This is a genomic window from Croceivirga sp. ABH4_376 (assembly GCF_056160685.1).
In genome coordinates this window covers 402,043-426,780 of record NZ_JBSWXQ010000001.1, presented here as the reverse complement: position 1 = coordinate 426,780, position 24,738 = coordinate 402,043, and the positions used below count along the sequence as shown (strand labels likewise).

General features: G+C 36.6%; 13 protein-coding genes and 1 tRNA gene. 7 read left to right on the top strand and 7 right to left on the bottom strand.

Features of this window, described 5'->3' with window-relative positions:
- The first annotated feature begins 5 nt into the window (after positions 1 to 5).
- The 4 genes from ACXAGS_RS01840 to ACXAGS_RS01825 all read left to right on the top strand — a co-directional run bounded on the left by ACXAGS_RS01840 (position 6) and on the right by ACXAGS_RS01825 (position 2,902).
- Positions 6 to 413 carry a response regulator gene (locus tag ACXAGS_RS01840; RefSeq protein ID WP_474904044.1) on the top strand — a complete coding sequence of 136 codons (408 nt, stop codon included), beginning with the start codon at positions 6 to 8 and terminating at the stop codon, positions 411 to 413.
- 223 nt (positions 414 to 636) lie between these two features.
- Entirely contained in the window at positions 637 to 1,863 is a 1,227-nt protein-coding gene (gene dcm / locus ACXAGS_RS01835; protein ID WP_474904043.1) for a DNA (cytosine-5-)-methyltransferase, read from the top strand.
- Entirely contained in the window at positions 1,864 to 2,460 is a 597-nt protein-coding gene (locus ACXAGS_RS01830) for a hypothetical protein (RefSeq protein ID WP_474904042.1), read from the top strand.
- Between the two features lie 67 nt (positions 2,461 to 2,527).
- A complete protein-coding gene (locus tag ACXAGS_RS01825) occupies positions 2,528 to 2,902 on the top strand; it encodes a hypothetical protein (RefSeq protein WP_010519509.1) in 375 nt (124 codons plus the stop codon).
- Here ACXAGS_RS01825 and ACXAGS_RS01820 read toward each other — a convergent pair whose 3' ends face one another.
- The 3 genes from ACXAGS_RS01820 to rpiB are packed head-to-tail and all read right to left on the bottom strand — an operon-like array spanning position 2,903 to position 4,705.
- Positions 2,903 to 3,349, bottom strand: a complete 447-nt coding sequence (locus tag ACXAGS_RS01820) for a GNAT family N-acetyltransferase (protein WP_474904040.1) — start codon at positions 3,347 to 3,349, stop codon at positions 2,903 to 2,905.
- Positions 3,349 to 4,251: a cation diffusion facilitator family transporter gene (locus ACXAGS_RS01815; protein ID WP_474904039.1), complete on the bottom strand. Its 903-nt coding sequence runs from the start codon at positions 4,249 to 4,251 to the stop codon at positions 3,349 to 3,351. The genes ACXAGS_RS01820 and ACXAGS_RS01815 overlap by 1 nt, the downstream gene beginning before the upstream one ends.
- 19 nt (positions 4,252 to 4,270) lie before the next feature.
- On the bottom strand, positions 4,271 to 4,705 hold the full coding sequence (gene rpiB / locus ACXAGS_RS01810; protein WP_010519506.1) for a ribose 5-phosphate isomerase B: 435 nt from the start codon (positions 4,703 to 4,705) through the stop codon (positions 4,271 to 4,273).
- Positions 4,706 to 5,299: 594 nt separating this feature from the next.
- Here rpiB and rnr point away from each other — a divergent pair.
- Genes rnr through ACXAGS_RS01795 form a run of 3 tightly spaced genes read left to right on the top strand, consistent with a single transcriptional unit; the run spans position 5,300 to position 8,892 of the window.
- Positions 5,300 to 7,492, top strand: coding sequence for a ribonuclease R (gene rnr / locus ACXAGS_RS01805; RefSeq protein WP_474904037.1), 2,193 nt, complete (start codon positions 5,300 to 5,302; stop codon positions 7,490 to 7,492).
- A gap of 51 nt (positions 7,493 to 7,543) precedes the next feature.
- Positions 7,544 to 8,227, top strand: a complete 684-nt coding sequence (locus tag ACXAGS_RS01800) for a head GIN domain-containing protein (protein ID WP_474904035.1) — start codon at positions 7,544 to 7,546, stop codon at positions 8,225 to 8,227.
- A gap of 8 nt (positions 8,228 to 8,235) precedes the next feature.
- The gene (locus ACXAGS_RS01795; protein WP_474904033.1) at positions 8,236 to 8,892 is read left to right on the top strand and encodes a LysE family translocator; all 657 of its coding nucleotides are present in this window, start codon (positions 8,236 to 8,238) and stop codon (positions 8,890 to 8,892) included.
- 36 nt (positions 8,893 to 8,928) lie between these two features.
- On the opposite strand, the gene ACXAGS_RS01790 is transcribed toward ACXAGS_RS01795, so the two are convergent.
- The 4 genes from ACXAGS_RS01790 to ACXAGS_RS01775 all read right to left on the bottom strand — a co-directional run bounded on the left by ACXAGS_RS01790 (position 8,929) and on the right by ACXAGS_RS01775 (position 24,732).
- A tRNA-Cys gene (locus ACXAGS_RS01790) sits at positions 8,929 to 8,999 on the bottom strand.
- 49 nt (positions 9,000 to 9,048) lie between these two features.
- Positions 9,049 to 9,408, bottom strand: coding sequence for a dihydroneopterin aldolase (folB, locus tag ACXAGS_RS01785; RefSeq protein WP_474904031.1), 360 nt, complete (start codon positions 9,406 to 9,408; stop codon positions 9,049 to 9,051).
- A 44-nt stretch (positions 9,409 to 9,452) separates the two neighbouring features.
- Positions 9,453 to 10,406, bottom strand: coding sequence for a PorP/SprF family type IX secretion system membrane protein (locus ACXAGS_RS01780; RefSeq protein WP_474904789.1), 954 nt, complete (start codon positions 10,404 to 10,406; stop codon positions 9,453 to 9,455).
- Positions 10,407 to 10,434: 28 nt separating this feature from the next.
- Complete coding sequence (locus tag ACXAGS_RS01775) at positions 10,435 to 24,732, bottom strand: T9SS type B sorting domain-containing protein (RefSeq protein WP_474904030.1); 14,298 nt, start codon at positions 24,730 to 24,732, stop codon at positions 10,435 to 10,437.
- Positions 24,733 to 24,738: the final 6 nt, after the last annotated feature.

Below are 24,738 nucleotides of genomic sequence, written 5' to 3'. Positions count from 1 at the left end.
AGCTTATGTTCAATAAAGTTTTATTATTAGACGATAACAAGGCTACCAATTTTATACACACAAAATTTTTAAAGCAGTCCGACGCTTGTAATGAAATAGTCTCCTTTTTAACCGGTAAAGACGCTTTAGAATATCTTCAAGATAAAGACAATGCATTCCCAGATTTAATTATTTCAGATATTAACATGCCCACCATGGACGTTTGGGAATTTTTAGATATCTACAGCGAACTAGAACGTAGTGCAAAAGCAAATCCTAAAATAATATTACTAACCACATCTTTATCTCCAGAAGACAACGAACGTATTAAAGCATATCCTATGGTTAGCCAAGTTATAAACAAACCATTAGATAAAAGAGCCATACAGAATCTTATTGAAAAATTTATAAAAGGAGATGGCTCACAACAGTAATTGTATAAATAACAACAGTTTAGCTATGCTAAACAACAAACTCTATTTTGTAAGAATATTCTTTCTTAAGTTTACTTCGTATTAATGAAACAACAATGGTTAATAATTAAGGTTGTTCATTGATTAAGAAAAGAATTTAGTTTGTTTTTAGTTATATTTAGGTTGATACTGCCCCTTGGTCGGGGCAGTTTTTTTTTGTGCCTACATTACCTATTTTTAAGCAATGCAAAAACTATCCGTTTGTGAACTATTTGCCGGTGTTGGCGGTTTTCGCTTGGGTTTGGAAAAAACACAAGGTTTTAAAGTTGTCTGGAGCAACCAATGGGAACCCAGCACAAAAACGCAACACGCTTCTATGGTATATGAAGCAAGATTTGGTTCTGAAAACCATTCTAATAAAGATATTGAGACCGTTAGTACAACAGAAATACCAGATTTTGATGTATTAGTAGGTGGATTTCCATGTCAAGATTATTCTGTTGCGGCAACCTTAAAAAATGCCAAGGGTATTATAGGTAAAAAAGGGGTGTTATGGTGGTCTATCTACAGAATTTTAGAGGAGAAAAAAAAAAAGCCACAGTTTTTAATTTTAGAAAATGTGGATCGGCTATTAAAATCACCTGTTAAACAACGTGGAAGGGATTTTGCCATAATGCTTTCTGGATTGAATAACTTAGGCTATGCTGTAGAATGGCGTGTTATAAATGCCGCAGAATATGGTATGCCACAGCGCCGAAGGCGCGTTTTTTTTGTGGGTATTCATAAAACAAGCCCACTTTATAAAAAAATAAAAACTCCAGAAAACTGGTTACGGCAAGATGGTATATTAGCTAATGCTTTTCCCATAAAAGAAAATAGTTATACCCGAGAACACTTTAAATTAAAAGAAAATCTTGTAACAATAACAGAACAATTTAACCTTGGCAGTAAACTTTCACCTTTTTTAAATAGCGGTATCTGCCTAGAACATGCTGTAACAACCGCCAATTTAAAGTCAAATTTTAACGGTCCGTATAGCGTTTTAAAAGAGGTTTTACAGCTAGATTCTAAAGTGGGTAAAGCTTTTTACATACCAGAAGAACAATTACATAAATGGAACTACTTAAAAGGTTCCAAAAAAGAAACTAGGACAACTAAAGAGGGTTATACCTATAACTATGCCGAAGGTAGTATGACCTTTCCTGATGATTTGGAGAAGCCTTCTAGAACAATTATTACCGGAGAAGGCGGAGCTTCACCTTCTAGATTTAAACATGTAATACAAACCAAAAAAGGTTTAAGAAGATTAACACCGGTAGAATTAGAACGCTTAAATATGTTTCCGGATAACCATACCCAGTTAACTGGAATAACGGATACCAAACGTGCCTTTTTTATGGGAAATGCTTTAGTGGTTGGTATAGTTGAGAAAATTGGATTAAGTTTAATTAATCATTTAAAAAACAGCTAAGTGCATCCTAAAAGTAGTTTCAATTCTGACCTAAAGAAAGAGAAACAACTTCAACATTTTTTAAATACCCAATACCAAAACCATCTTAAACAGTATACTTTTAAACGCACTAATTCTTTAAAAGAGCAGTTACTAGGAGTAGATATTTACCTAACCCATAAGGTAACTAAAAAACAGTATGCCGTAGATGAAAAAGCCCAGCTAGACTACTTAAACGAAGATTTACCCACATTTGCATTTGAACTTTCCTATCTAAAAAATGGCACTATAAAACCTGGCTGGCTTCTATATACTAGGAAAACAACAGATTTTTATGGCTTAGTTACTTCCATATATTGTGATGAACCCAACAAATTTACTTCTTGCAAATACTACTTTGTTAACAGGCTAAAGCTGATCGCTTATTTAAGCAGTAGAATAAATTTAAATACCATAAAGAGACCTCAAAAACATGGCGTAAGTATTGTTAATAATTTGCTGGCCTCCAAGGAGGGCTATTTGTACTTAAGCTCCAAAAACAAAATAGAACAACCGCTAAATTTAATTTTAAAACTTGATTTTTTATTGAAGAATGCTATTGCAAAACAGTTATATTAATTGTTAAGTACTTGTTAATCAATACTAAAAAATTGGTTTTAGCACTTGTTTTTTTATTTTATATGTTATGATAAAAAAGGAAAAACAAGAAAACACGGAATTTTTAGAGAAGTCTATTAAGTATTTGGAAAACACTGGTTTTGAAAATATCAGGGCCGATGTAGAAGGGTATGATACCCCAAAATCTTTCCTTAAAAAAAGTACTGGAACAACGGTAACACCAGATATTGTTGCCGAAAAAAACGGTAGAAAGTACTTTTTTGATATCAGTTTAAAAACAGATAAAGAAAACCTTTTGAAATCTAAATGGTTGTTCTTAGATACATTAAGTAGATTAAAATCTAACCGATTTAAAATTATTACTACAAGAGGACACTATAAGTTTACGGATACCTTGTTGAACGATTTAAACCTGACCAACAAAACACCTATTCGTATCTAATTAATTAGTATTTAGCATTCTAATATGGGGAATGTCATCTTCCAAATACGGTTCCCCAACTTCTTTAAAGCCAAGATTATTGTAAAACTTAAGTAAATATACTTGAGCAGATATTTCTACGCCTTTACTCTCTATTTTTTTCCGAATGAATTTTAGGCTTTCTTCCATAACTTTTTTACCAAAATTTGCACCTCTATATCTTGGTGATACCACTACCCTACCTATAGAAGCGTTATCGTCAAAATAATCACCAGCTTTAAAAATACGGGTGTACGCAACTACATTCCCATCTTCTTTTATCATTAAGTGATATGCCTTTTGGTCTTTAAAATCAATATCTTGATATACACAATCTTGTTCTACAACAAATACTTCGCTCCTTAGTGCTAAAATTGCATAAAGCTCTTTTATTGTTAACTCATTAAACTTTTTTACCTGTACCTTCATTAATCTTCAACTATTACTGTTTTTGGATCACATTTGCTAAACTCGGGCTGTATATTAACGTGATTAATTCCAAAATTATGATAGACCAAATCTTCAATTTCAATAAGAATAGCATCAAAGGTGGATAAACGTATATCATTAACAAAATCTATATGGGCTTCCAAATGCACCTCATCTTCATTTAATTGCCAAATATGTACATGGTGAACATTTTTAATGCCGTTTATAGTAGAAATACGCTTTACAATGTCTTCTACCACTAATGATTTAGGAGTAAACAACATTAAAACACGGGTAGACTCTTTTAACAAATCATATCCCATGTAGATAAGGTATAAAGCAATCAATATTGTTAATAAGGGATCAATCCAATACCAAGAAAAGTATTTCATAATAAGACCACCTATTAAAACGGCAACAGAAGCTAACATATCTGTTAATAAGTGTAGGTAAGCAGATTTCATATTCATATTTCTATCTGCCTCTTTGTGCAACAAGAATACACTAAAGCCATTTGCTAAAATGGCTACAACCGAAAGTATTATAACCAAGTTAGAACCCACTGGTTCCGGATTTATGAACCGTACAATACCTTCTTTGATTAGCAACAGTGCAATTACAATTAAACTACTTGCATTTACAAAAGCAGCTATTATTTCTGCACGCTTATAACCGAATGTTTTATTGGTTGTAGATTTTTTCTTGGCAAGCCTATTGGCAAAATAACTAACCACTAAAGAAAGTACATCACTAAAATTATGAAGTGCGTCCGATAAAAGCGCTAAACTACCAGAAATAAACCCACCTATAATTTGCGTTACCGTTATAACTACATTTAAGATAATACTTATAAGTAACTTTTTTCCAGTAGTATCGGCACTATGATGGTGATTATGCCCCACGAAAATTTTGTGTTAATAATTAAAAACCACAAGGAATTTTTTCAATCCTTCTCTCGTGCCTTCCTCCGTCAAACTCGGTATTTAAAAAAGTGTCTACCATTTCTAATGCTTGGGGCAAAGAAATAAATCTTGCTGGTAAGCTTAATACGTTAGCGTTATTATGGGCTCTTGCCAAGGCCGTAATTTCTTTTGTCCAACAAAGTGCACCACGTACACCTTGGTGTTTGTTTATGGTCATGGTAGCACCATTACCACTACCGCAGATAACTATACCTAAATCTACCTTACCTTCTTCTACATCTTGGGCCACGGGATGGGTAAAATCTGGATAATCTACACTGTCAGAACCATCCGTACCATAGTTAACAACTTCAATACCTTTAGATTTTAAAAGACCAACAATAGCCAGTTTATAATCAGTACCTGCGTGATCGTTACCAATAGCAATTTTCATAATATTCTCGTTTGTTTTGGGTTCACAACAAAGGTACAAAACCTTTTAAACGGTGTTGTTAATAAATAAAAGGGGCGTTTTAAAAGTAAACTACAAATCAAGCAATTACAACTATTCTTAAAATGTGAAGAAATAGCGGAGAAAAATGAAGAAAAAAATTTTGAATTTTAATACTAATTCAACAATAAGAAGATTTATTGATGTTTAGCTAATATTTAATTAAAATTTAATCAAGGTTAAGTCAACAAAAAAACGCAGATATTAACAGTAAAGATACATTTAGTTATCATGAAATTTATGTTGAAAGTACTTATTAAAAACAGTTAATAACCTATCTAAGTATTTGATACTCTTAAAAATTTAGCCGGTATAAATTGTCAACAAGTATTTTTTATTGTTCAAAGCAAAAAAATGTTGTGAAAACAATACTAGAAATTAACAACCAATCATAACCATCATTTTTAATTTAAATTTTAAAAAAGAAAAAAGAATATTAATTAGTTTGTTGATAAACCTTCTCTTTTTAAATGATTGGTCTTTATATAACGAACTTCCCCGTTAATTATTTGTAATTTTCAAAAAAATATTCTTTGAATGGCTAAGAAAAAGAAAAGGGCTAGGAGTCAAAAGAAGAACGAGATTACTAAAGGAATCTTTACCGTTCTTGAAGAAAAGCCCAATAATACCTTTAATTACAAGCAGATAGCCGCTAAATTAGGTATAGAAGATACGCAAGGTAGAAACGACCTAATTAGAAGATTAGGCCAGCTTAAACAAAAAGGTAGGATTATTGAAGTTGAAAAGGGAAAGTATAAAAAGAAAGCAGATGCCTATGAGACGGTTACCGGAAAGGTAGATTTAACCTCTAGTGGCAACGCCTACATAGTAGTAGAAGGTATGCCAGAAGATATTTTTATACCCAACAGCAAATTAAATGGTGCTTTTCATCAGGACCAGGTAACCGTTAGTTTAAGACCTTCTAGAAAAGGAAAAAGACCAGAAGGTGAAATTGTGAAAGTTTTAAATAGGTTTAAAACGGAATATGTTGGTGTATTAGAACGTAATAAAAAATTTGCGTTTGTTAGACCAATGGATAACCGTATGTATACAGACATCTTTGTTCCTCTTGAAAAAACAATGGAAGCAGAAGATGGATCAAAGGTTTTGGTAGCCCTTGGTGATTGGCCAAAAGAGGCAGATTCTCCTTACGGTAAAGTAATTAAAGTGTTAGGAATGCCCGGGGAACATAATACTGAAATACATTCTATTTTAGCGGAATATGGCTTACCCTACGAATTTCCTTATGAAGTAGAACAATTTGCTAATACATTAGATACCAGTATAAAGGCTGAAGAAATTGCCAAACGTAGGGATATGCGGCAAGATTTAACCTTTACTATTGATCCTAAAGATGCCAAAGATTTTGATGACGCATTGTCTTTTACCAAATTAGAAAACGGTAATTTTGAAGTTGGAATACACATAGCAGATGTATCTCATTATGTAACTCCAGATTCTATATTAGACGAGGAAGCCTATAATAGGGCAACATCGGTTTACTTGGTAGATCGGGTAGTTCCTATGTTGCCAGAAATCTTATCTAATAATGCCTGCTCCTTAAGGCCAAGGGAAGAAAAATACACCTTTTCGGCCATTTTTGAATTGGATAAAGATGCCAAATTAATGAACCAATGGTTTGGTAGAACGGTAATAGATTCTAATGAGCGTTTTGCTTATGAAGAAGCACAACAAATTATAGAAACCAAAGCAGGTATTATACCTAAAGAAATTTCTATTAGAGAAGATGGTTACACTGTAGATGAGACTATAGTAGAAGCTATTTTAACCTTGGACCGTTTGGCAAAAATTATGCGTAGCAAACGTATGGATTCTGGTGCTATTTCTTTTGATAAAATTGAAGTTCGTTTTAATCTAGATGAAGAAAATAATCCAGAAAGCGTATACTTTAAAGAAGCAAAAGATGCCAATAAGCTTATAGAAGAGTTTATGTTATTAGCTAATAGAAAGGTGGCAGAATACATTGGTAAGCAAAAACCTAAGAAAACATTTGTATACCGGGTTCATGATCAACCAGATTTAGATAAATTAATGGCTTTAAATGGCGTTATTTCAAGGTTTGGACATTCTATAGCGTTAAAAGACCGAAAAACCATAAACAGTTCCTTAAACAAATTATTGGAAGATGTTAAAGGTAAAAAAGAACAAAACCTAGTAGATACCCTTGCCATACGTAGTATGAGCAAAGCCATTTATACTACAGAGAACATAGGTCATTACGGTTTGGCATTTGATTACTATACACATTTTACATCTCCTATTAGAAGGTATCCAGATGTTATGGTGCACCGTCTTTTACAGCATTATTTAGATAATGGTAAAACAGCTAAAGAAGTTGTTTATGAAGAAAAATGCCAACATGCTTCCCAAATGGAAATGTTAGCGGCTAGTGCAGAAAGGGATTCTATCAAGTATATGCAAATTAAGTTTATGCAAGATCATGCAGATACTGAATTTGTTGGTGTAATCTCCGGTGTTACCGAATGGGGAATCTATGTAGAGATCATTGCAAACAAGTGTGAAGGTATGGTGCGTATACGAGACATCAAAGACGATTATTATGTTTTTGACGAATCGCAATATGCAATTGTAGGCGAACGCTTTAAAAAAACGTATCAACTTGGAGATGAAGTAGTTGTGATGGTTAAAAACACGGATTTAGAAAAAAGACACTTAGATTTTTCGTTAATCGGTAAGTACCAATCATAATTTTTTAGTTTTGGAACAGTTTATGTATTTGAGAATCAATACTAAATAAAAATGAAAACCTACTTTTCTTTATTTCTAGTGTTATTGTTATATTATAATACACTGGCCCAAGACCAAGACATTACTGTAGATTTAGATGAATTTACAGAAATCAAAGCTTTTGATGGTATTTCTGTAAACCTAATAAGGTCTTCTGGTAATAAAGCGGTCATTACAGGAGAAAATACACAGAAGGTTGTAATTGTTAATAACGATGGAGTCTTAAAAGTTCGGATGGAATTAGAAAAGATTTTTAGTGGATATAGAACTTTTGTGGATTTATATTATAACCAAGAATTAAAACTAATAGATGTGAACGAAGACGCATTAATTGAATCCAAAGATATTTTTGTTCAAGATGTATTAGAAATAAGGGCCCAAGAAGGTGGCGAGGTTAACCTTAACTGCCAAACGGAACAATTACTAGTTAAAGCGGTTACCGGAGGAGATGTTATCGTGAAAGGTTTTACAAACAATCAAGATATTACTATAAATACGGGTGGTACCTATACGGGTAAAGTATTTAAAAGTAAACTTACCACTATTAGCGTAAATGCTGGCGGTACTGCAGCTATCTATGCAACAGATTATGTACAGGCCAATGTAAAAGCGGGCGGTACTGTTTTAGTCTACGGAAATCCAAAAAAAATGGACCAGAAAACTGTCTTTGGAGGTAAAATAGAGCGTGTAGAGTAAAATTATTTATGTTAGAAGATATACAAACAGCTATTCCCTTAGGTATCTTACTAAGTTTTATGGTTGGTCCAGTTTTCTTTGTTTTATTAGAAACTGGTGCAACTAAAGGTTTTAGGGCGGCAATAGCCGTAGACTTAGGTGTAATCTTAGCAGATATCTTATTTATATTCATTGCCTATTTCTCGAGTTTTCAGTTGTTAGAAAACTTGAGTAATGAACCGGGACTTTATGTCTTTGGTGGTATGATTTTACTGGTTTATGGTATAGTAGTTTATGTAAAAAAAGAAGCCAAAAAGAAAGAATCTAAAAAACTAAAAGGAAGTTATTTGGTCCTAATTGTTAAGGGTTTTTTACTGAATTTTATTAACATAGGTGTACTTGTTTTTTGGTTGGGTGTTTTAATAGTGGTGGGCCCAAGTATGGAGAACGATGAGAATAGGTTAATTGCCTTTTTTACCACTATGATACTCACTTACTTTTTAGTAGACGTCATTAAAATTTTGTTGGCAAAACAGTTAAAAAAGAAGTTAACGCCAAAACGAATTAGGTTGGTAAAAAAAGGATTAGGTGTTGTTTTAATGATTTGTGGAATTGTGTTGATAACCAAAGGATTTTTACCTAAAGAAAAATTTAATGTTCAGGATAGTATAGAACGCATAAAATAAAAAAGCCTTCCATTTTGGAAGGCTTTTTTATTAGAGAGGCATCGAACGGATTCGAACCGTTGTACAAGCTTTTGCAGAGCTCTGCCTAGCCGCTCGGCCACGATGCCATCAAGGCTGCAAATGTACCTCAATAAATTTAGCTTTGCAAGATAGATTTTATTCGTTTTTACGAAACAATTCTACTGTAACACTTTCTACGTCTCCCCCTATTGGCGGATTTATCTTAGATACAGCTATTTCTGCATCTAAGACCATAGGTATTTCGGTAAAAATCCTATCCAGTATTCTTTTGGCAACATGTTCCAATAATTTGGATTTCACTGCCATTTCTTCTTTAACTATGTTGTTTAAATGTACATAGTCTACCGTTTCGGATAATTTATCGCTATGTGCGGCATCTTTTAAATTTGCGGTAACCGATAAATCTACTCGGTAATCACTACCAATAATACCCTCTTCTTGTAAGCAACCATGATTGGCGTGTACCCTAATATTATTTAATCTAATCTTACCCATAGCATATTTAAATATGCGGCAAAATTAAACTAATTACGGTAGAATTAATAGGTGCATCTACAGTTACTAATACCTTGGAACAAATCCATACCAACAGTGATTACATGCGTACCAATATTGTATCCAGAAATTTCATTGGTCAAGATTTGGTAAGAATAGCCAAAATAAAGGTTATTCTTTTTTAAACCTGCCATTGGCGAAAGATACAAGGGTGTAAGTGGTTGGTTAGCGTCGTTTAAAAAACGATAGGTTAATCCTAGGTAATAGTAGTCTTCAAAATTATGAAATCTAAATTTTGCATTTAAATCGGTCACGGAACGGCCATCACTCTCAAACCACTGAAAGAAAATAGATGGTTCTATTTCTAATTTACTGTTCTTGTTCTTAGAAAAGGCATACCCAGCATAAGCGTAATAATTACGAAGTGTATTTGGTTCAAAAACCGGATTAAAATTCTCTAGGTTCTTTGGTAATAAATTGGCCGCGTTTAGACTGATGAAAAACTTGTTTATTCTATACAATACCCCTACATCAAAGTTATGGTTGGTAGTAGATTTATCATCTGTAGGTAATTCCCCATTTTCTTCTTGAAAGTTTTCAACGTCAATTCTAAACTGGTTAAAGTTGTAAGAAATTCCAAAAGATAAAAATTCGTCTTCGTACCTATCCAACGTTAAATGATGCGCAAAAGATACCCTTGCACCTCTTTGGCGGGTAAAACCGTTACTATCATTATAAATAAACATACCTAACCCAGATCTATCGCCAATTCTAGCGTCTGCAGCTAACGTTTGGGTATCTGGTGCATCTTCTATACCCACCCATTGTGTTAAGCCGTTTAAACGCACTTTAATGTGGTCTCCAATACCTGCATATACAGGCGAGATTAAAAATGGGTTATCCGCATTGTATTGGGAATGCTGGGGTAAGGTTAATTCTTGTGCGCTGGCACCTAGGCAAACGCAGAGAAGTAGGATTAAGATTTGGGTCTTTTTCATCACTCTGTAGGTTAACTTATGTCTGTCTTTATCTGTAGAGGGTAAAATGGCCAACCATTTCACGGTCATCATTCTCACCTCTTAATTTAATCACATACCAGTAATCACCGGTAGGTAGCTCTTGGTTCTGGTAAGTACCATCCCATGGAGCATCATTCAATTTCATCCTATAGAGTTCTCTACCATAACGGTCAAAAATGATAGTTAGTATATTAGGGAAGCCCTGAATGTTATTTGGTACCCAAGTATCATTAGTTCCGCTACCATCTGGGGTAAAGAAATTAGGAATTTCTATATCTATGAATTCCATAAATATCTCTGCAGACATTTCACAACCATTTTGGTCTACAACGGTAACGGTATACGTATCGGTTCTATTAATGTAGTAGGTATTGTCAGAACCATTTTCTACATCACCAAAATAGAATGTGTATTCTTCTACACCTCCTTGGGCAACGGCTGTAATCTCATTTACGTTATTAGATTCCAATGTTAAAGTCAATGGCTCATAATAGTTAATTGTAAATGGTACGGTATTGATACAACCATTTTCGTGCGCAATAGTTAAATAATGTTCCCCAGGCGCAATATTGGTAAAGTCTGCATTTAATTGCATACTTGCTGGGTCCGTGGAATCTAGTGCATATAGTACATTGCCCATAACAGAACTATCGTTAAAAACAATATCCAAGTTATTATCTGGTATGTTACCGCTACAACTGTACATAGGTGTTACCGTGGCAGCAAGATCAACTCCAGGATTTATTTCTACAAATACATTGGTTTCACAACCTTGTGCATCTCTAACAAATACTACATGTGTACCAGCTGGTAAATTACCAAAACTAAATTGGTCTTGTACAAAATCTGCAGCAGCATTTGAATTTAAGCTAGTACTGTAAGGAGCGGTACCGCCAGTTATGTTTAGTTCAAATGCTCCATCTTCGCTTTCAAAACAAATTTCATGTTCAATATTAATGGCCTCAGCTTCTAACGGATCTGGTGCAGTGAGTTCAAATTGGAAGGTTAGGAAACAACCGTTCTCATCTTGAGCAATAACATCATAGCTACCAGGAGCTAAATCTGTAAAGGTATTTTCCGTATCAAATTGGTTAAGATTTGGAGAAATAGCATAATATATTTCGCCTGTACCACCAGATACTTCTACATAAATACTACCATCATCTTCTCCAGAACAGCTAATGTTGGTAAACTCTTCTCTATCTACCTGTAATGGAGCCGGCTCAGTAATAACTGCTTCTGTAGAAACCGCAATACAATCTACACTTGTTACCCTTACCCAATAACTACCTGCAGCTAAATCATTAAAACTATCTTGTGTTTGTGGACCAGCAATTCTATTGGTTAAAGTAGCATCCGTAAATAATTCGTAAGAATAGTTTCCAAGTCCACCAGATGCATCTGCCGTTATTCTAGCAGTTGCTTCACCCGTACAGTTTATTATTGCGGCAGTTAAATCTAAATCTATCTTTAATTCTGGAACTTCTTCTACAGAAACTTGATTGGTAATCATTGCCTCACAACCAAAACTATCTCTTACAAAGTATTGATAAATACCAGCAGATACATTCAAAGAATGTGTGTCACCACCAGACATAGGACTATAAACAATACCGTCAACACTATATTCATAAGGTGCATTGCCACCAACAGCGTTTAATTCTATTACCGCCAAATTATTACAGGTTAGAGCAGATACTTGTACTAAAGATGCAGCCACCTCATCTGGTTCATTTATGGTCACTTGTAAGGTTTCAAATTCACAGTTCCAACCATCTGATACTCGTATACTATACACACCAGCACCCAAGTTGTTAAATGTTGGACTATTCTGTGCGCCACTGGTAAATAGTAATGAACTACCCGTTTCATCATAATAGTTTAACTCAAATAAGTAAACACCTTCTCCACCTACAGGATTTACAGCGGTAACTGAAGCATTGGTATCTCCAAAACATTGTAATATAGTAGGAGTAGCTGTTATACCCGCTGTTATTGGGGTAGGTGCTATAAGTGTTTCTATATCTGAAACAACACAACCTTGGTTATCTGTTACTTGAATGGTATATGCGCCAGCACCTAATCCTGTGAATAGAGCTGCTGCTACATCGTTTTGGGTAAATACATTACCTGTTGTGGTGTTGGTTAAGACCACGTCGTACGGTAAATAACCACCATCAATTACAACATTTATCTCACCTAAATCATCAGAACAACCCACATTGGCTACTTCTTGTGCAGCTACTGTTAATGGTCTATCTGGAGAAACTATAGTTACTATGTTAGAATCTTCTACACATAATGGATTTGCAGTTTCTGTTACCCGTACAAAATAGTTACCACCTGCTAAACCTGTAATAACTAAAGGATTGGTAGTTGTATTACCACTCCCGGTTAGTGCAGTAGCAGTACCATCTTGGTTGTATACGGTATAGTTATATGTACCATTGTAACCCGATACATCTATAGTAATTTCACCAGAAGTATCGCCATAACAAATAGATTGAGCTGTTGCTGTAGCAATTACATCAATCGTATCATATGGGGCAATTTCATAAGCTGCAGTATCAAAATAACAACCTGTAGCGGTATCTGTAATGCGGAAGGTGTAAGAACCTACCTCTGTTAATTCAAATGTAGCTTGGTTATAGGCAGGTGTACCAGTTAAGGTTGCTGCTGTATTACCAATAGGCAGTAGTTCAAACGTGTACACGTTGCTAACATCACCATTATCATTAACCGTAATGGTCACTTCCTCACTCACAGCACAAGAAATTTGTACATCCTGTGCTACAGTTGCGTTAAATGTATTAATAGGATTTACGGTTACACTATCTGTAAACGGACATCCATTAGCGTCTCTAACATAATAAGTAATAGTTTGTACAATACCATTATCAATTATTTCAAAGGTGTTTTGAGTTTGATAATTAGTACCATCTATACTATATAAATATGCTGATGTACCGCCTGTAGCCGTTATAGTTAATGTAGCTGTATTAACACTATTATCTGGTGCACATGCAAATGCAGTTACCGTTTCTGTTGCACTTAAAGCTGTAGGTTGCTCTACCTCTACTGTAGTACGTACGGATGCACATTCTTTAGCAGAAGCCGCTTCAATTTGATAGAACCCAGCAGCCAAACCAGTAAACGTTGCATTAGGTTGCGGACCAGTAATTAGAACTCCGGAATTATCATATAAATTATAACTGTAAGGAGCATCTTCATTAATACCTGGAGCAGTTGCGGCAAGTACAATGGTAATGCTACCATCTGCCAAACCAAAACAAGAAACATTAGTAACAATAGGTGTATCTAGTGTAGTAGTACTAGGGGCTACTAATTCTTGGGTTATGGTTCTAGTACAAACAGGATTGTTTGTATCTGTATCTGTAACCACAAAGGTATAGACACCAACTTCAGTCAAATTAGTAAAAGTATCTGTAGTTTGGTTTACAATAGCACCTGTATTAGGTACGGTCATTTCAAAATTATAGTTACCAGAGCCACCGTTTACGTTAACCGTAATTGTACCAGCAGGAGTCATAGAACAGTCTATTTGTTTATCTACCGTAGTACTGATGTTCATTTCATCATATAACAACTCGGCATTAGTAGTAGTGGTACAACCCCATTGGTCTAATACTACCACTTCATAATTACCTTCGCCTAAGTTTATAAAGGTGGTACTGGTTTGTGGAGAACCAAATGCAGTACCATTTCTGAATAATTGGTAGGTATAGTTACTACCTTGACCACCACTAACTGGGTCTGTTACCGGTATACCAACTACTTCTAATTCGCCCTCGAAGTTGGTACAGTTGTCATTGGTTACTAGTAAAGTAGCTTGGATTGGGGTTGGATTGGTTAGGACGATATCATCTTGTACCAATTGTTCACAACCTTCACTATCTCTTACCCAGGCATCGTACGTACCAGCAGTTAGGTTACCAAAAGAAGCATTAGTTACAAAATCCGTAGCTGTTGGTATAACACCATCTGCACCAACAAAGTAGGTATAGCCTCCCCAACCGCCTTGTACATTGGTAATGGTAATACTACCATCATCTAATAAAGCAGACATACAGGTAATAGGTGTTGTTGTATGGTTTGCGGTAATAGCAGCATTAGGACCAGCAATGGTAAAGGCCTGTGTATTTTCACAGGTTGGGAAATTATCTTGCGTAATAACCACATAATAGCTACCTGCAGGTAAATTAATACCAGCCGTAGGACCTGTAGTAGCAATGGAACCAGTACCTTCAGAGGTGTCGTCACCTGGATTGGTTGGTGTACCATTGGTATTGAATATCTCCCAAGAGAATCCGTTGGTATAGGTTGCATCTATCAGTTCAAAGGTAACTTCACCCGTAGCCGTTCCAAAGCAAATAACATCGTCTACCACGTCTACATCAATAGTAAAGGTGTTAGGGTCTGTAAGGGTTTCAGAAGTGCTAATAATACAACCCGTTACTCGATGTCTTACCAAGAAATTATAGGTACCTGCGGCCAAACCACCAAATACATTAGGTGTAGCGCTATTGCCAGTATTTTGCCAAGTAGCACCATTGTTAATACTATATTCATATTGATTAGCATCGTTTGCTGTTGAGGTTACTGTTATAGTTATCTCACCATCAGAACCCGGAGAACAACTCAATGGATTGGTAATGGCAGCTGTAGCCGTTTGTAGTTCGTCAAAAGGAACTATTGTAGCGGTAGTGCTGTCCATACATCCTGCAGAATCGTACACATTAATCGTATATACCCCACCAGCAAAATCGGTTACCGTAAGTACTTGGTTATTTCCGTTTTGTACGGTTACGGGTGTTTCTACAGTAGCAGTGTTAGGGTCATCTTCTTCTATAAATTCATAGCGCACATAAGTACCGCTACCGCCGGTAATAGCATCAACGCTTATAGTCGCATTATTTTCATTATTACCGTCGGTACAAAGGAATTCTGTAGTAATTACATTATCTATTGAAACCGGCGTAGGTTCATCTATAACAATGTTGTTGATTACCAACTCACAATCATTTGTACCTCTACCAGTAACCGTGTACGTATCTGCCGGTAGATTTTCAAAAGTTAGTGTTGTACTATTAAAAGAACCAACGGCTGGTGTAATGGTATAGGTTAATGGATTAATACCTGTATTGGTTTCAAATAATTGGATAGTACCATCTGCACCTCCGTTACAAGTAACATCGGAAGGTGTATGCGTAAATATAGGTTGTACAGCAGCTGGCACATTTACAGTAATTGTACCCAAACAATAAGGAATTGCTGTATTGGTATCATAAACCGTAATATCATAATCACCAGCTACGCTCGCATCTGTCCAAACAACGCTGGTACCAACCATGTTAGTTTGTGCTTGGTCTGCTGTACCTGGCCCATCAATTTCGTAATCATAAGAACCAGAACCAGCTAACACTTCTATAGTAATCTCGGCATTGCTTGCGGGAGCAGGTTCGCAATCTAAAGCAGTGGTTAAACGAGCATTAAATTGTAAAGGAGGATAAATATCTATGGTGTCCGAATCCTCACATCCATTTACATCTCTAACGTTTATGGTTTGGGTTAAACCAGAACTTAAGCCAGTAACCGTAAATTCATTACTTGCATTGAATGTAAAGTTTTGGTAAGCACCGCCATTAATACTTATTTGGAACGGCGCGCTAGCAGTTGCTGGATTATCAAGGGTAACCAATACCTCAAAATTACCTTCAGCTACACATTCATCTACTATAGCAAGTGTAATTTCTGGGCGTACATCTTCTAAAACGGTAATAGGTTCTAAATGGATACAATCATAAGCATCTTTTACATAAACAATGTAATCTCCTGCTTCTACATTAGCACTAGTATTGGTAGTCCATCCAGCATCTGTTGCTAAAGGAGCTGCTGCTGTATCAGGTAAATATTGATATTCATACGGAGCGGTACCAAATCTTCCCGTGGCTGTTATAACCCCAGCATTAAGATTACAATTATCGTTTGTTGGTGATGCTACGTCTAAATCTAACGGGTTGGCAGATTCACGTATAGAGAATAAATCTCCAGAAACGGTACAACCGTTGTTTGGACCTCCAATTTCGGTAAGTAATACATAGTATTCACCAGGAGCTAAAGCACCAAAGTCAGAAATGGTTACCGTTGTTGGTGCATTCACAGGAACTTGTGCAAACTGACCTGTAGTAACGTTAGATTGTCTGTTGAAAATCTCGTATCTAACATCTGTTGCACCAGCGTCAAAACCAGTAAATTCAAAAGAAACGCTACCATCTGCATTACCTGTACAAGTAACATTACTTTCGGTTTGCGAAGTAACTGTCATACTAGAAGGTGTGTCTATAGGCGCGTCTGCCTCTTCAAAATAATAACACATGGTAGTGTTATCGTATACCACAAAAGTATACGTTACCCCAGGTATTAAACCTGTAATGGTTGCAGTATTACCACCCACGCTATCTGGACCTTGATAAGAAGTTGAATAAGGAGGTGAATAGGTTTCTAATACTCCAAATTCATAATCTCCACTACCTACTGCAGCACTAACGGTAATGATTGCTGTACCTCCTGAAGTACAGTCTGCCGTAGTTGTAGTAACGTCTATATCCAAATCGTTCGGAGGCGAAGCAATAACTTCAGTACTAAAAGCCGCACAGCCGTTTGCATCTACAACATCTACGGTATAGATACCAAAATCTAGAATGTTAAAGGTATGATCTATATTCCCAGGAGACGTAGTATACGTCTGTGGAGCAATGCCATTATTAGCAGTAAGGATATAAGTGTATTCTGCTGTACCACCAGTGGTTCCAGAAACGGTAATAGAACCTGAATCTGTACCACCAAGTGGGTTACAAGTAATTGGAACATCTGTAGTGGTATAGTTTATAACATCAGGTTGGTTAATGGTCACCAAGAAAGGATTAGACACACAACCTTTATCATCTGTGATGGTTACTTCGTAATCACCAGCTGGTAATCCGGTAGTTTGAGTTCCGTAGGGAGTACCAGAACCGGTTTCAACTACATTGATTATATAAGGAGGTACACCAACAGCTGTATTGATAACCACATCTAAAGCACCGGTACTTTCACCATGACATAAAATATGAGTAGGTGTTACGTTGCTAATTACTGGTTGCACAGCGGGTGTAATAGTCACGGTATTGGTAACTACGCTACAAGCTGTAGGGCTGGTAGTATCCGTTACTTGAAATTGATACGTACCCGCTACACTGGTAGTAAATACATTACCCGTAAAACCGGTGGTGTTATACGTTGTTCCTCCATCATTAGACCATTCGTAGGTATAGGTACCAGAACCACCTGAGGGGTTAATGGTTACTTGTGCATCAACCAGACAAGTTAAATCTTGGTCTAGTACGGCATTTGCCACCAACTGGTCTGTAATAGTTACACTTTGTTGCGGTGCGGTACACCCAGAAGCATCTATAACATCTACCGTATAGGTACCTGGACCTAAATTATCAAAGGTGTAAGATGTTAATGTCGATGGTACTGGAGCTACAAACGGTCCACCATTCAAACTAAATAAATAGTCACCATTACCAGCGGTTACGTTTACAATAACTTCTCCGTCATTAGCACCACTATAACAAGCTGTAGCAGTTGCATTAAACGTTAACACGGCAGGTGCATTTACTATTATGGGCGAATCAATTATATCTTCACAACCATTGGTATCTCTTGCACGAACGATATAGGTACCAGCGGCCAAATCGGCAAAAAGAGTATTAGTACCATTGGTAACAAAATCGAAGTTAGTTATTGGTGTACCTGTATTATCCTCTAATTGGTAGGTATAATTAGGCGTGCCACCAGTAGCATTTGCCGTTATGGTTGCCCCAGCCGTACAGGTAACTTGCGCATCTAAAGTGGCTGTTACTTCTACTACGGTTGGTTCTGTTAAAACTTGTGTAAGTTGTATTGCACAGCTAGTATCATTTATGTCCCTAACATCAATTACATAAGTATTTGCGGTTAAGCTTGGTAAGGTTACACTAGCATTGGTAGTAGTTGTGTAACCACCACCGTTTACTTGGTATTCGTAACCATTTGTGGTATCAAAATTTTCTACTTGAAAGGTAATTGCACCATCATTACCGGTATTACAGCTAATGTTGGTAAAATTGGTAATACTAGCAGCTAATGCATTACCTTCTTCTACTAAAACGTCTAAGGTAATACTAGATGGGCATACCTCTGGATATTGTAATGCTTGAATGTCATCTATAGCAATGTCGTTACCTTGCGTAACTGCCGAGTTAGTTCTTATTACAATATCTAAGTTAGCGTTGGCTCCTGGATTAAGATTAACCGTATAATTCTGCCAATCGTTAGCATTGTTGTTTTTAGGAATATTTCCTGTTGTAGTGCTGGCGATTATTGTACCACCACCATCTACTAATTGAATTTCTATAGAAGGGTCTCCACCAGTTGACCCTGTTCTTAATAGGTTAAATGCCCATAATGAAATCTCGATATCTTGATTAGGTATTACCTCAACTCCTGTTTTTTGATACACGATGCCACCCACACCGGCTACACCACCTACGTTAATAGCTAAGAACCTGCCATTGGCTAATCCAGAGTGATCACTAGGAGACCTCCAAGAACCGTAAGGATTTACAATCAAGTTTGTAACAGAATACTCACCGTCTTGGATATGTGTATCCGTTCCAAACCCACATAAACTTGTAGAACCGTCTTGAGGTTCATAACAATAAGCCGGGTCAATTTCACTAATTGGGGTATTAGCACCCGTACCAAAATTTTCAGTCAACAGTATACTTGGCGTTGGCGCAAGATTACTGGTATAATTGATTGTTATTGTATGGTTACCAGTAGGCACATTATTAAAAATATTAGAAGTATCTGGCGTATTAGGGGTACCATCTATTAAATACGTGTAGTCAAAATCTGCACTGTCTGGTGTTACAGTTATTATACCTTCTCCATCACACTCATAATCTACTGTGGCCGTAGCATTTGGTGGGGTAGGTTCTGGCTGTACAGTAACTGTCATAGGGTAGGTACAATTGTTTGCATCCCTTACAAATAATGTATGGTCTCCTGGTAAAAGATTTTCTATAGAACTTGTATCATAGGTGCTACCACCATCAAAACTATAGGTATAGGGAGCTGTACCTCCAATTACGTTTGTAATTCTTATTTCTGCACCACTAGGGTTACACTCTGCCAGTTGTGCTACTGCCGCAGAAGCGCTTAAAGGTAATGGTTCAGAAATGTTATAAATCTGGTCTATTTCACACGAATTAGCATCTCTAACCCTAACATGGTAGCTACCTGCAGTAAGGTTTTCAAATGTGTTTTCTGGTTGATAGGTTGCACCATTGTCAATGCTGTAGGTATATGGTCCTTCACCGCCCGCAATAGTTACCGTAAGTGTTGATGAAGCATCACCGCTACACAATATAGCTGTATTAGATAGGGATAAACTAAGGGCAGGGTCTTGATTGATTATAATGGTATCTACTGCTTCGCAATAATCCGTATTGCCAGAATTATCCCTTACATAAACATCATAAGTACCTGTAGCGTTAACTGTTGCAGGATTTGTGGTTGAGAAGTCCGTGGCAGCCGGAGTAGTACCCGTTAAAACAACTGCGTAAACATAATTACCATCGCCACCAGCAGCTGTGATATCTACCGTAGTAGAAGTAGTACAAGCTGTAATATTGCTTGCTGTTGCCGTTACCGATAGTTGCGGGTTAATTGTAATTGTTTCCGTATCGGTACAAGAATTTCCGTCTTGAACGGTAACGGTATACGTACCTGCAGAAAGATTATTAAAACTATTGTTGTTAGAAAAAGCACCTCCGTTAATACTATATTCAAAATTACCATCGCCTCCACTGGTTACATTTGCAGTTAGGGTTAAACCTGTTGCATTGTCATAACAAAAATCGTTAGGAACTAGTTCTAAAACGGGTGCTATAGCTGCATTTAAAGTAAAATTACCAGGAACTACACAACCATTTGCATCTTCCACTTGAACCGTGTATTGTCCCGTTTGTGTTAATCCGTTAAAAGAACCAGTAGTATTTGTACCAAAAACGGTGGTATCTGGATTGGTTAAGGTAAAGGTGTAACTACCCCAACCTCCGGTTGCGGTAACAGCTACACTACCATCTGTAATACAGGTAGGTTGTGTTTCTACAATAGAAATAGCCAATTGCGCAGTGGGTGCTTCCACAGTAACCGATGCGGTATCGGTACAATTGGTAGCATTATCATTTACAGTTATATCATAGGTACCTGCTGCTAGACTGGTTAGGTCTATAGTGGTGTTCGTTTCATTAGTGCCACTAAATGATTGCGGACCTGTTATATTGTAATTGTAGGTAGTGCTAAATCCGTTTACGGTAAATCTTGCTTCACCGTCCGTTGCATTTAAACAACTAATATTACTCACTAATTGACCAACAGAATTTATTGGTGTAATAGGAGCAATGGTAAAGGTTTCCGTATACACACAACCTCTACTATCCGTAACCCTAAAATTATAGGTGTCTGGGGATAAGTTATTAAAAGTTGCTGTAGACCCAGAAGCAGAATCAGGAGTAACCGTAGAAGGCGCAATTATTTCAAAAACAAAAGGAGCCGTACCCGCGGTAACGGTTGCAGTTACATTAGATGTGTTGTCTGGGCAGGTAACCGCACTAGCCGTAAAGTCTAAATCTGTTGGCGGATTAAGTGGTAATAAAGTAATAGGGTCTGTAACAAACGTACAATTATTGGCATCTCTAATGGTAATGCTATAGGTACCATCCGTAAGGTTGCTAAAACGTTCTGCCCCTACTCCATTTACAAAATTAACACCGTCTATGCTATATTCATAAGGTGCGTCTCCGCCCGTAACATTTTGTGCTTCTATAATACCATTCTGTAAGCAGTTATAATCTTGAATTAAAGCAATATTACCTGTAACAGCACTTGTAGGGCCACCTATGGTAAAAGACTCCACAAAATCACATTGGGTATTTCCTCTACGTTGATCTATTATTACATCATAATCTCCTTGGGCTAAATTTAAGAACTGACCAGAATTGTTGCTCGCTAGTTGATTTCCATTTTCATCTTCCAAATAATAGGTTACGTTGTATCCATTGGAAGTAACCAAATTAATGTTAATACTACCATCGTTGGCCCCAAAACAACTTTCGTCTTCAAAGCTTGTAGTATATTCCACAGAGGGAACTAACACAATTTCTACTGGGTTAGAGAAAGCAAAACAATTGTTTCTATCAACCACTACAAAAGTATAGGTGCCCGGTATTAGAATATCAAAGATTACACTTGTTTGAAATTCGCTATTGGGAACGTCAGAAGGATCACTGTAGGAAGTAATAGTTGTACCGCTTTCATCTACAAACTCGTAAATGGCATAGGTATGTGGCGTTTGCCCACCAGTAGAGTTCATTTGTATATTACCTTCCCTACAAGAAATGTGCTGTGAGATTACTGCTTCTAATTCTAAATCAGATTCATCTAAAATTGTAACGTCTTGTGTTAAATCACATCCCGCGTCTGTGGTTACACGTACCGTATAATCTCCTGCGGCCTTATTCTCAAAAGTATAATTGTTATCATCAGAGGGTCCAAAACTATCTACTTCCGTTCCACCTTGTAATAAACTGTAATAATACTGTACATCTGCATCTAAAAGAGAAACGCTTATAGAGCCCAGACCATTACAATTTACATTAGTAATGTCTGTTGTAATACTAACATTTCGCTCTCTAATACCAATGTTATCTACTACAAATTCACAACCGCCAGTAACACCAATTTGTCTCATTTCTACACGGTAGGCACCGTTCTGACTTATTGGAAATTCTGGGCCTTGGCCAGCACTGTACGGGGTTATTATTGCATCTGTAGCATCATTTACCAATTGATATTCGTAATTAACCGGCATGTTGGTTACACGAATAAAGCCATCTACACCACACATGATATCTTGTGTTTCTACCTGTGGATCTAAAGGGTTTTTAAATACGTTGAAGTAAAACCTACTAAAACAACCATCTTCATAGTTAATCTGTAACCTAAATTGGCCAGCATCTGAAGCGTTATAGGTAAAACCGGTCTCTACTTGGTTCCAAGTACAGGTGTTATTTTTGTTGGCACAATCTGTATTGGCTTCGGCACAACTAGCTTCGTCTAATTGTTGCCAAACAATGCTTACCGCATCAGGAATATTAATTTGAATTGGTTCTACGTCGTTAAGACCACACAAAAAGATTTCCGGTAATTCTTCCCCATCATCTGGACAAACAAGAATGTTTCCTTCAACGGTATTTGTAGTATCGTTAATTAAGGCGGTTATTGGATTACTTTGTGTTTGGCCAAATAATTCTACAGTTATAATTTCTTGAAAACCTTTACAAGGATCTGCAACCTGCTTATCTACAATGTAAACTCCCGGTTCAGTAACCACTATGGTACTCGGGTCGTTATCCGCGTCGGCATCAGTAATAACCGTGTCTCCCGCGTCTATTAATCTATCTCCATTCTCGTCTATATACCAGATATAATTATCAAAATTATCACCAGAGTCTAACAAGACATCTTCACCACAAAGCAAAACGGTTCTAGAATAATCACAATTTTCTAAATCATCCAATAAAAAGTTGGTTGCCCCTGGGGTTACAAATCCACAATTATCAAAATCAGTAACCGATGGATCATCTGTAATGGTTGCGGAGTTAATAGCACCTCTATACGTAGAATAGGCAAGGTTTTCTATTAAATCTGAACAGGCATTAATAAAGTCGAAACAGTTCTCTGCAACTTGAACGCGCATTCGAATACTCGATGCGGGATCAAATTCTTCTACCAAACTATCTGGCACATTAAATGTAATGGTTCTAGAGGGCGCATCAAACGTATAGGTAACGCCTGTAGGCATAACTATACTACTCTCATCTAAAGTTACATTAATGGGTAGAACATCTCTTATTTGATAGTTAATGGCATCATCATTACCCGTGTTCTCAAAGGTTAATACATAATCCAATAACTGTCCAAGATTTACACCTTGTCCAGTAATATCGTTACCACCAATATCCTCTACGGTTTTGGTTAAAAGAATGTTTGGTTCAATAATCTCTACATCAAAAGAAGTAAAAAAGATATCGTATTTATCCTGGGAAGAAGAAGCTCTTAAAACGGCACCTGTTTCTCCGTTTGGAATTACATTGTTAAGTGTGTTGGGTATGGTAAAATGGTCTATATCCCAACCTAGTGTGTTAATACTATTTGGGTTACGGTCCATAATTACGTTGTCCTCAAAGGTAATATTACTGTTGAAGAAGTTATTATTTGGGTTGGCACCATTGCCCAAAGGTGTAAAACCACCGTTCATGTTTGCTCTAAAGGCAAGGCCATCTCCTTCTATATTGTTATCACCTTCTAAAGTACTTACACCTAAACGTGCATTAACAGGAAACGGAGCCGGCAAGGTGGTAAAACCAGAAATTGGAATATCTAGGCTTTCCCCTGATTTTATACCTGCATAACCATCAAAAGTAGTTATATACTTACCTGGATAGTTTGGGTTTTCATAAACCACCACCATGGTCCAACCTCCGGAAATTCCTCCAGAGATACCCCCACCATTGCTCGCTAAAATATTGGCCACGGTATATTCACCGTTTGGGTTTGCCAAACCTGTAATTAATCCTGTAATATCTGCGTAACAGGCATATGGGCTATAATATCCAAAATCGGTATCTCCAAGACCATCAAATAATACCTCAGTAGCATTTATGTCTATATAATTGGTTGAACCTGGCGTACGTAAACGTACTTGATCTATACCATTTCTATTGTTATTAACGTAAACAGCAGACCAATACAAACCCGCATACCTTACTCTAGAACAATCTGTGTCTGGTACGTTTAAATCTGCGCTACTAGAACTAAATGTGGAAGGATCGTTATCCACATCTATGTACTGCATATCAAAACTATCATTAGCTGTAGCATTTGGAACTCTATAGAGTCGCCCTCTGTAGTAGACAAGCCTAAATCCTGTAGTGTTATAGGGGTCTTCTGGTTCTGTAGTATTAGTTCCTCCGTCCCTGTTAACAATATTGTTTCCTATCAAGGTTAAATCACCTCTTAGATTGTCGTTATATCTAGGATCAAAATCGTTCTTTACTTGTGCAAATATAGATTGCAGGGTAAAGAGGCATAGGGTTACAAAGAGTAACTTGGTTAGTTGGGGCTTACTCATTATGAT

What these genes read in the sequence shown, in the direction of transcription:
- ACXAGS_RS01840 (WP_474904044.1), top strand. Translation starts at nt 6, where the DNA reads ATGTTCAATAAAGTTTTATTATTAGACGATAACAAGGCTACCAATTTT.
- dcm (WP_474904043.1), top strand. Translation starts at nt 637, where the DNA reads ATGCAAAAACTATCCGTTTGTGAACTATTTGCCGGTGTTGGCGGTTTT.
- ACXAGS_RS01825 (WP_010519509.1), top strand. Translation starts at nt 2,528, where the DNA reads ATGATAAAAAAGGAAAAACAAGAAAACACGGAATTTTTAGAGAAGTCT.
- ACXAGS_RS01820 (WP_474904040.1), bottom strand. Translation starts at nt 3,349, where the DNA reads ATGAAGGTACAGGTAAAAAAGTTTAATGAGTTAACAATAAAAGAGCTT.
- rpiB (WP_010519506.1), bottom strand. Translation starts at nt 4,705, where the DNA reads ATGAAAATTGCTATTGGTAACGATCACGCAGGTACTGATTATAAACTG.
- rnr (WP_474904037.1), top strand. Translation starts at nt 5,300, where the DNA reads ATGGCTAAGAAAAAGAAAAGGGCTAGGAGTCAAAAGAAGAACGAGATT.
- ACXAGS_RS01800 (WP_474904035.1), top strand. Translation starts at nt 7,544, where the DNA reads ATGAAAACCTACTTTTCTTTATTTCTAGTGTTATTGTTATATTATAAT.
- ACXAGS_RS01795 (WP_474904033.1), top strand. Translation starts at nt 8,236, where the DNA reads ATGTTAGAAGATATACAAACAGCTATTCCCTTAGGTATCTTACTAAGT.
- folB (WP_474904031.1), bottom strand. Translation starts at nt 9,408, where the DNA reads ATGGGTAAGATTAGATTAAATAATATTAGGGTACACGCCAATCATGGT.
- ACXAGS_RS01780 (WP_474904789.1), bottom strand. Translation starts at nt 10,406, where the DNA reads ATGAAAAAGACCCAAATCTTAATCCTACTTCTCTGCGTTTGCCTAGGT.
- ACXAGS_RS01775 (WP_474904030.1), bottom strand. Translation starts at nt 24,732, where the DNA reads ATGAGTAAGCCCCAACTAACCAAGTTACTCTTTGTAACCCTATGCCTC.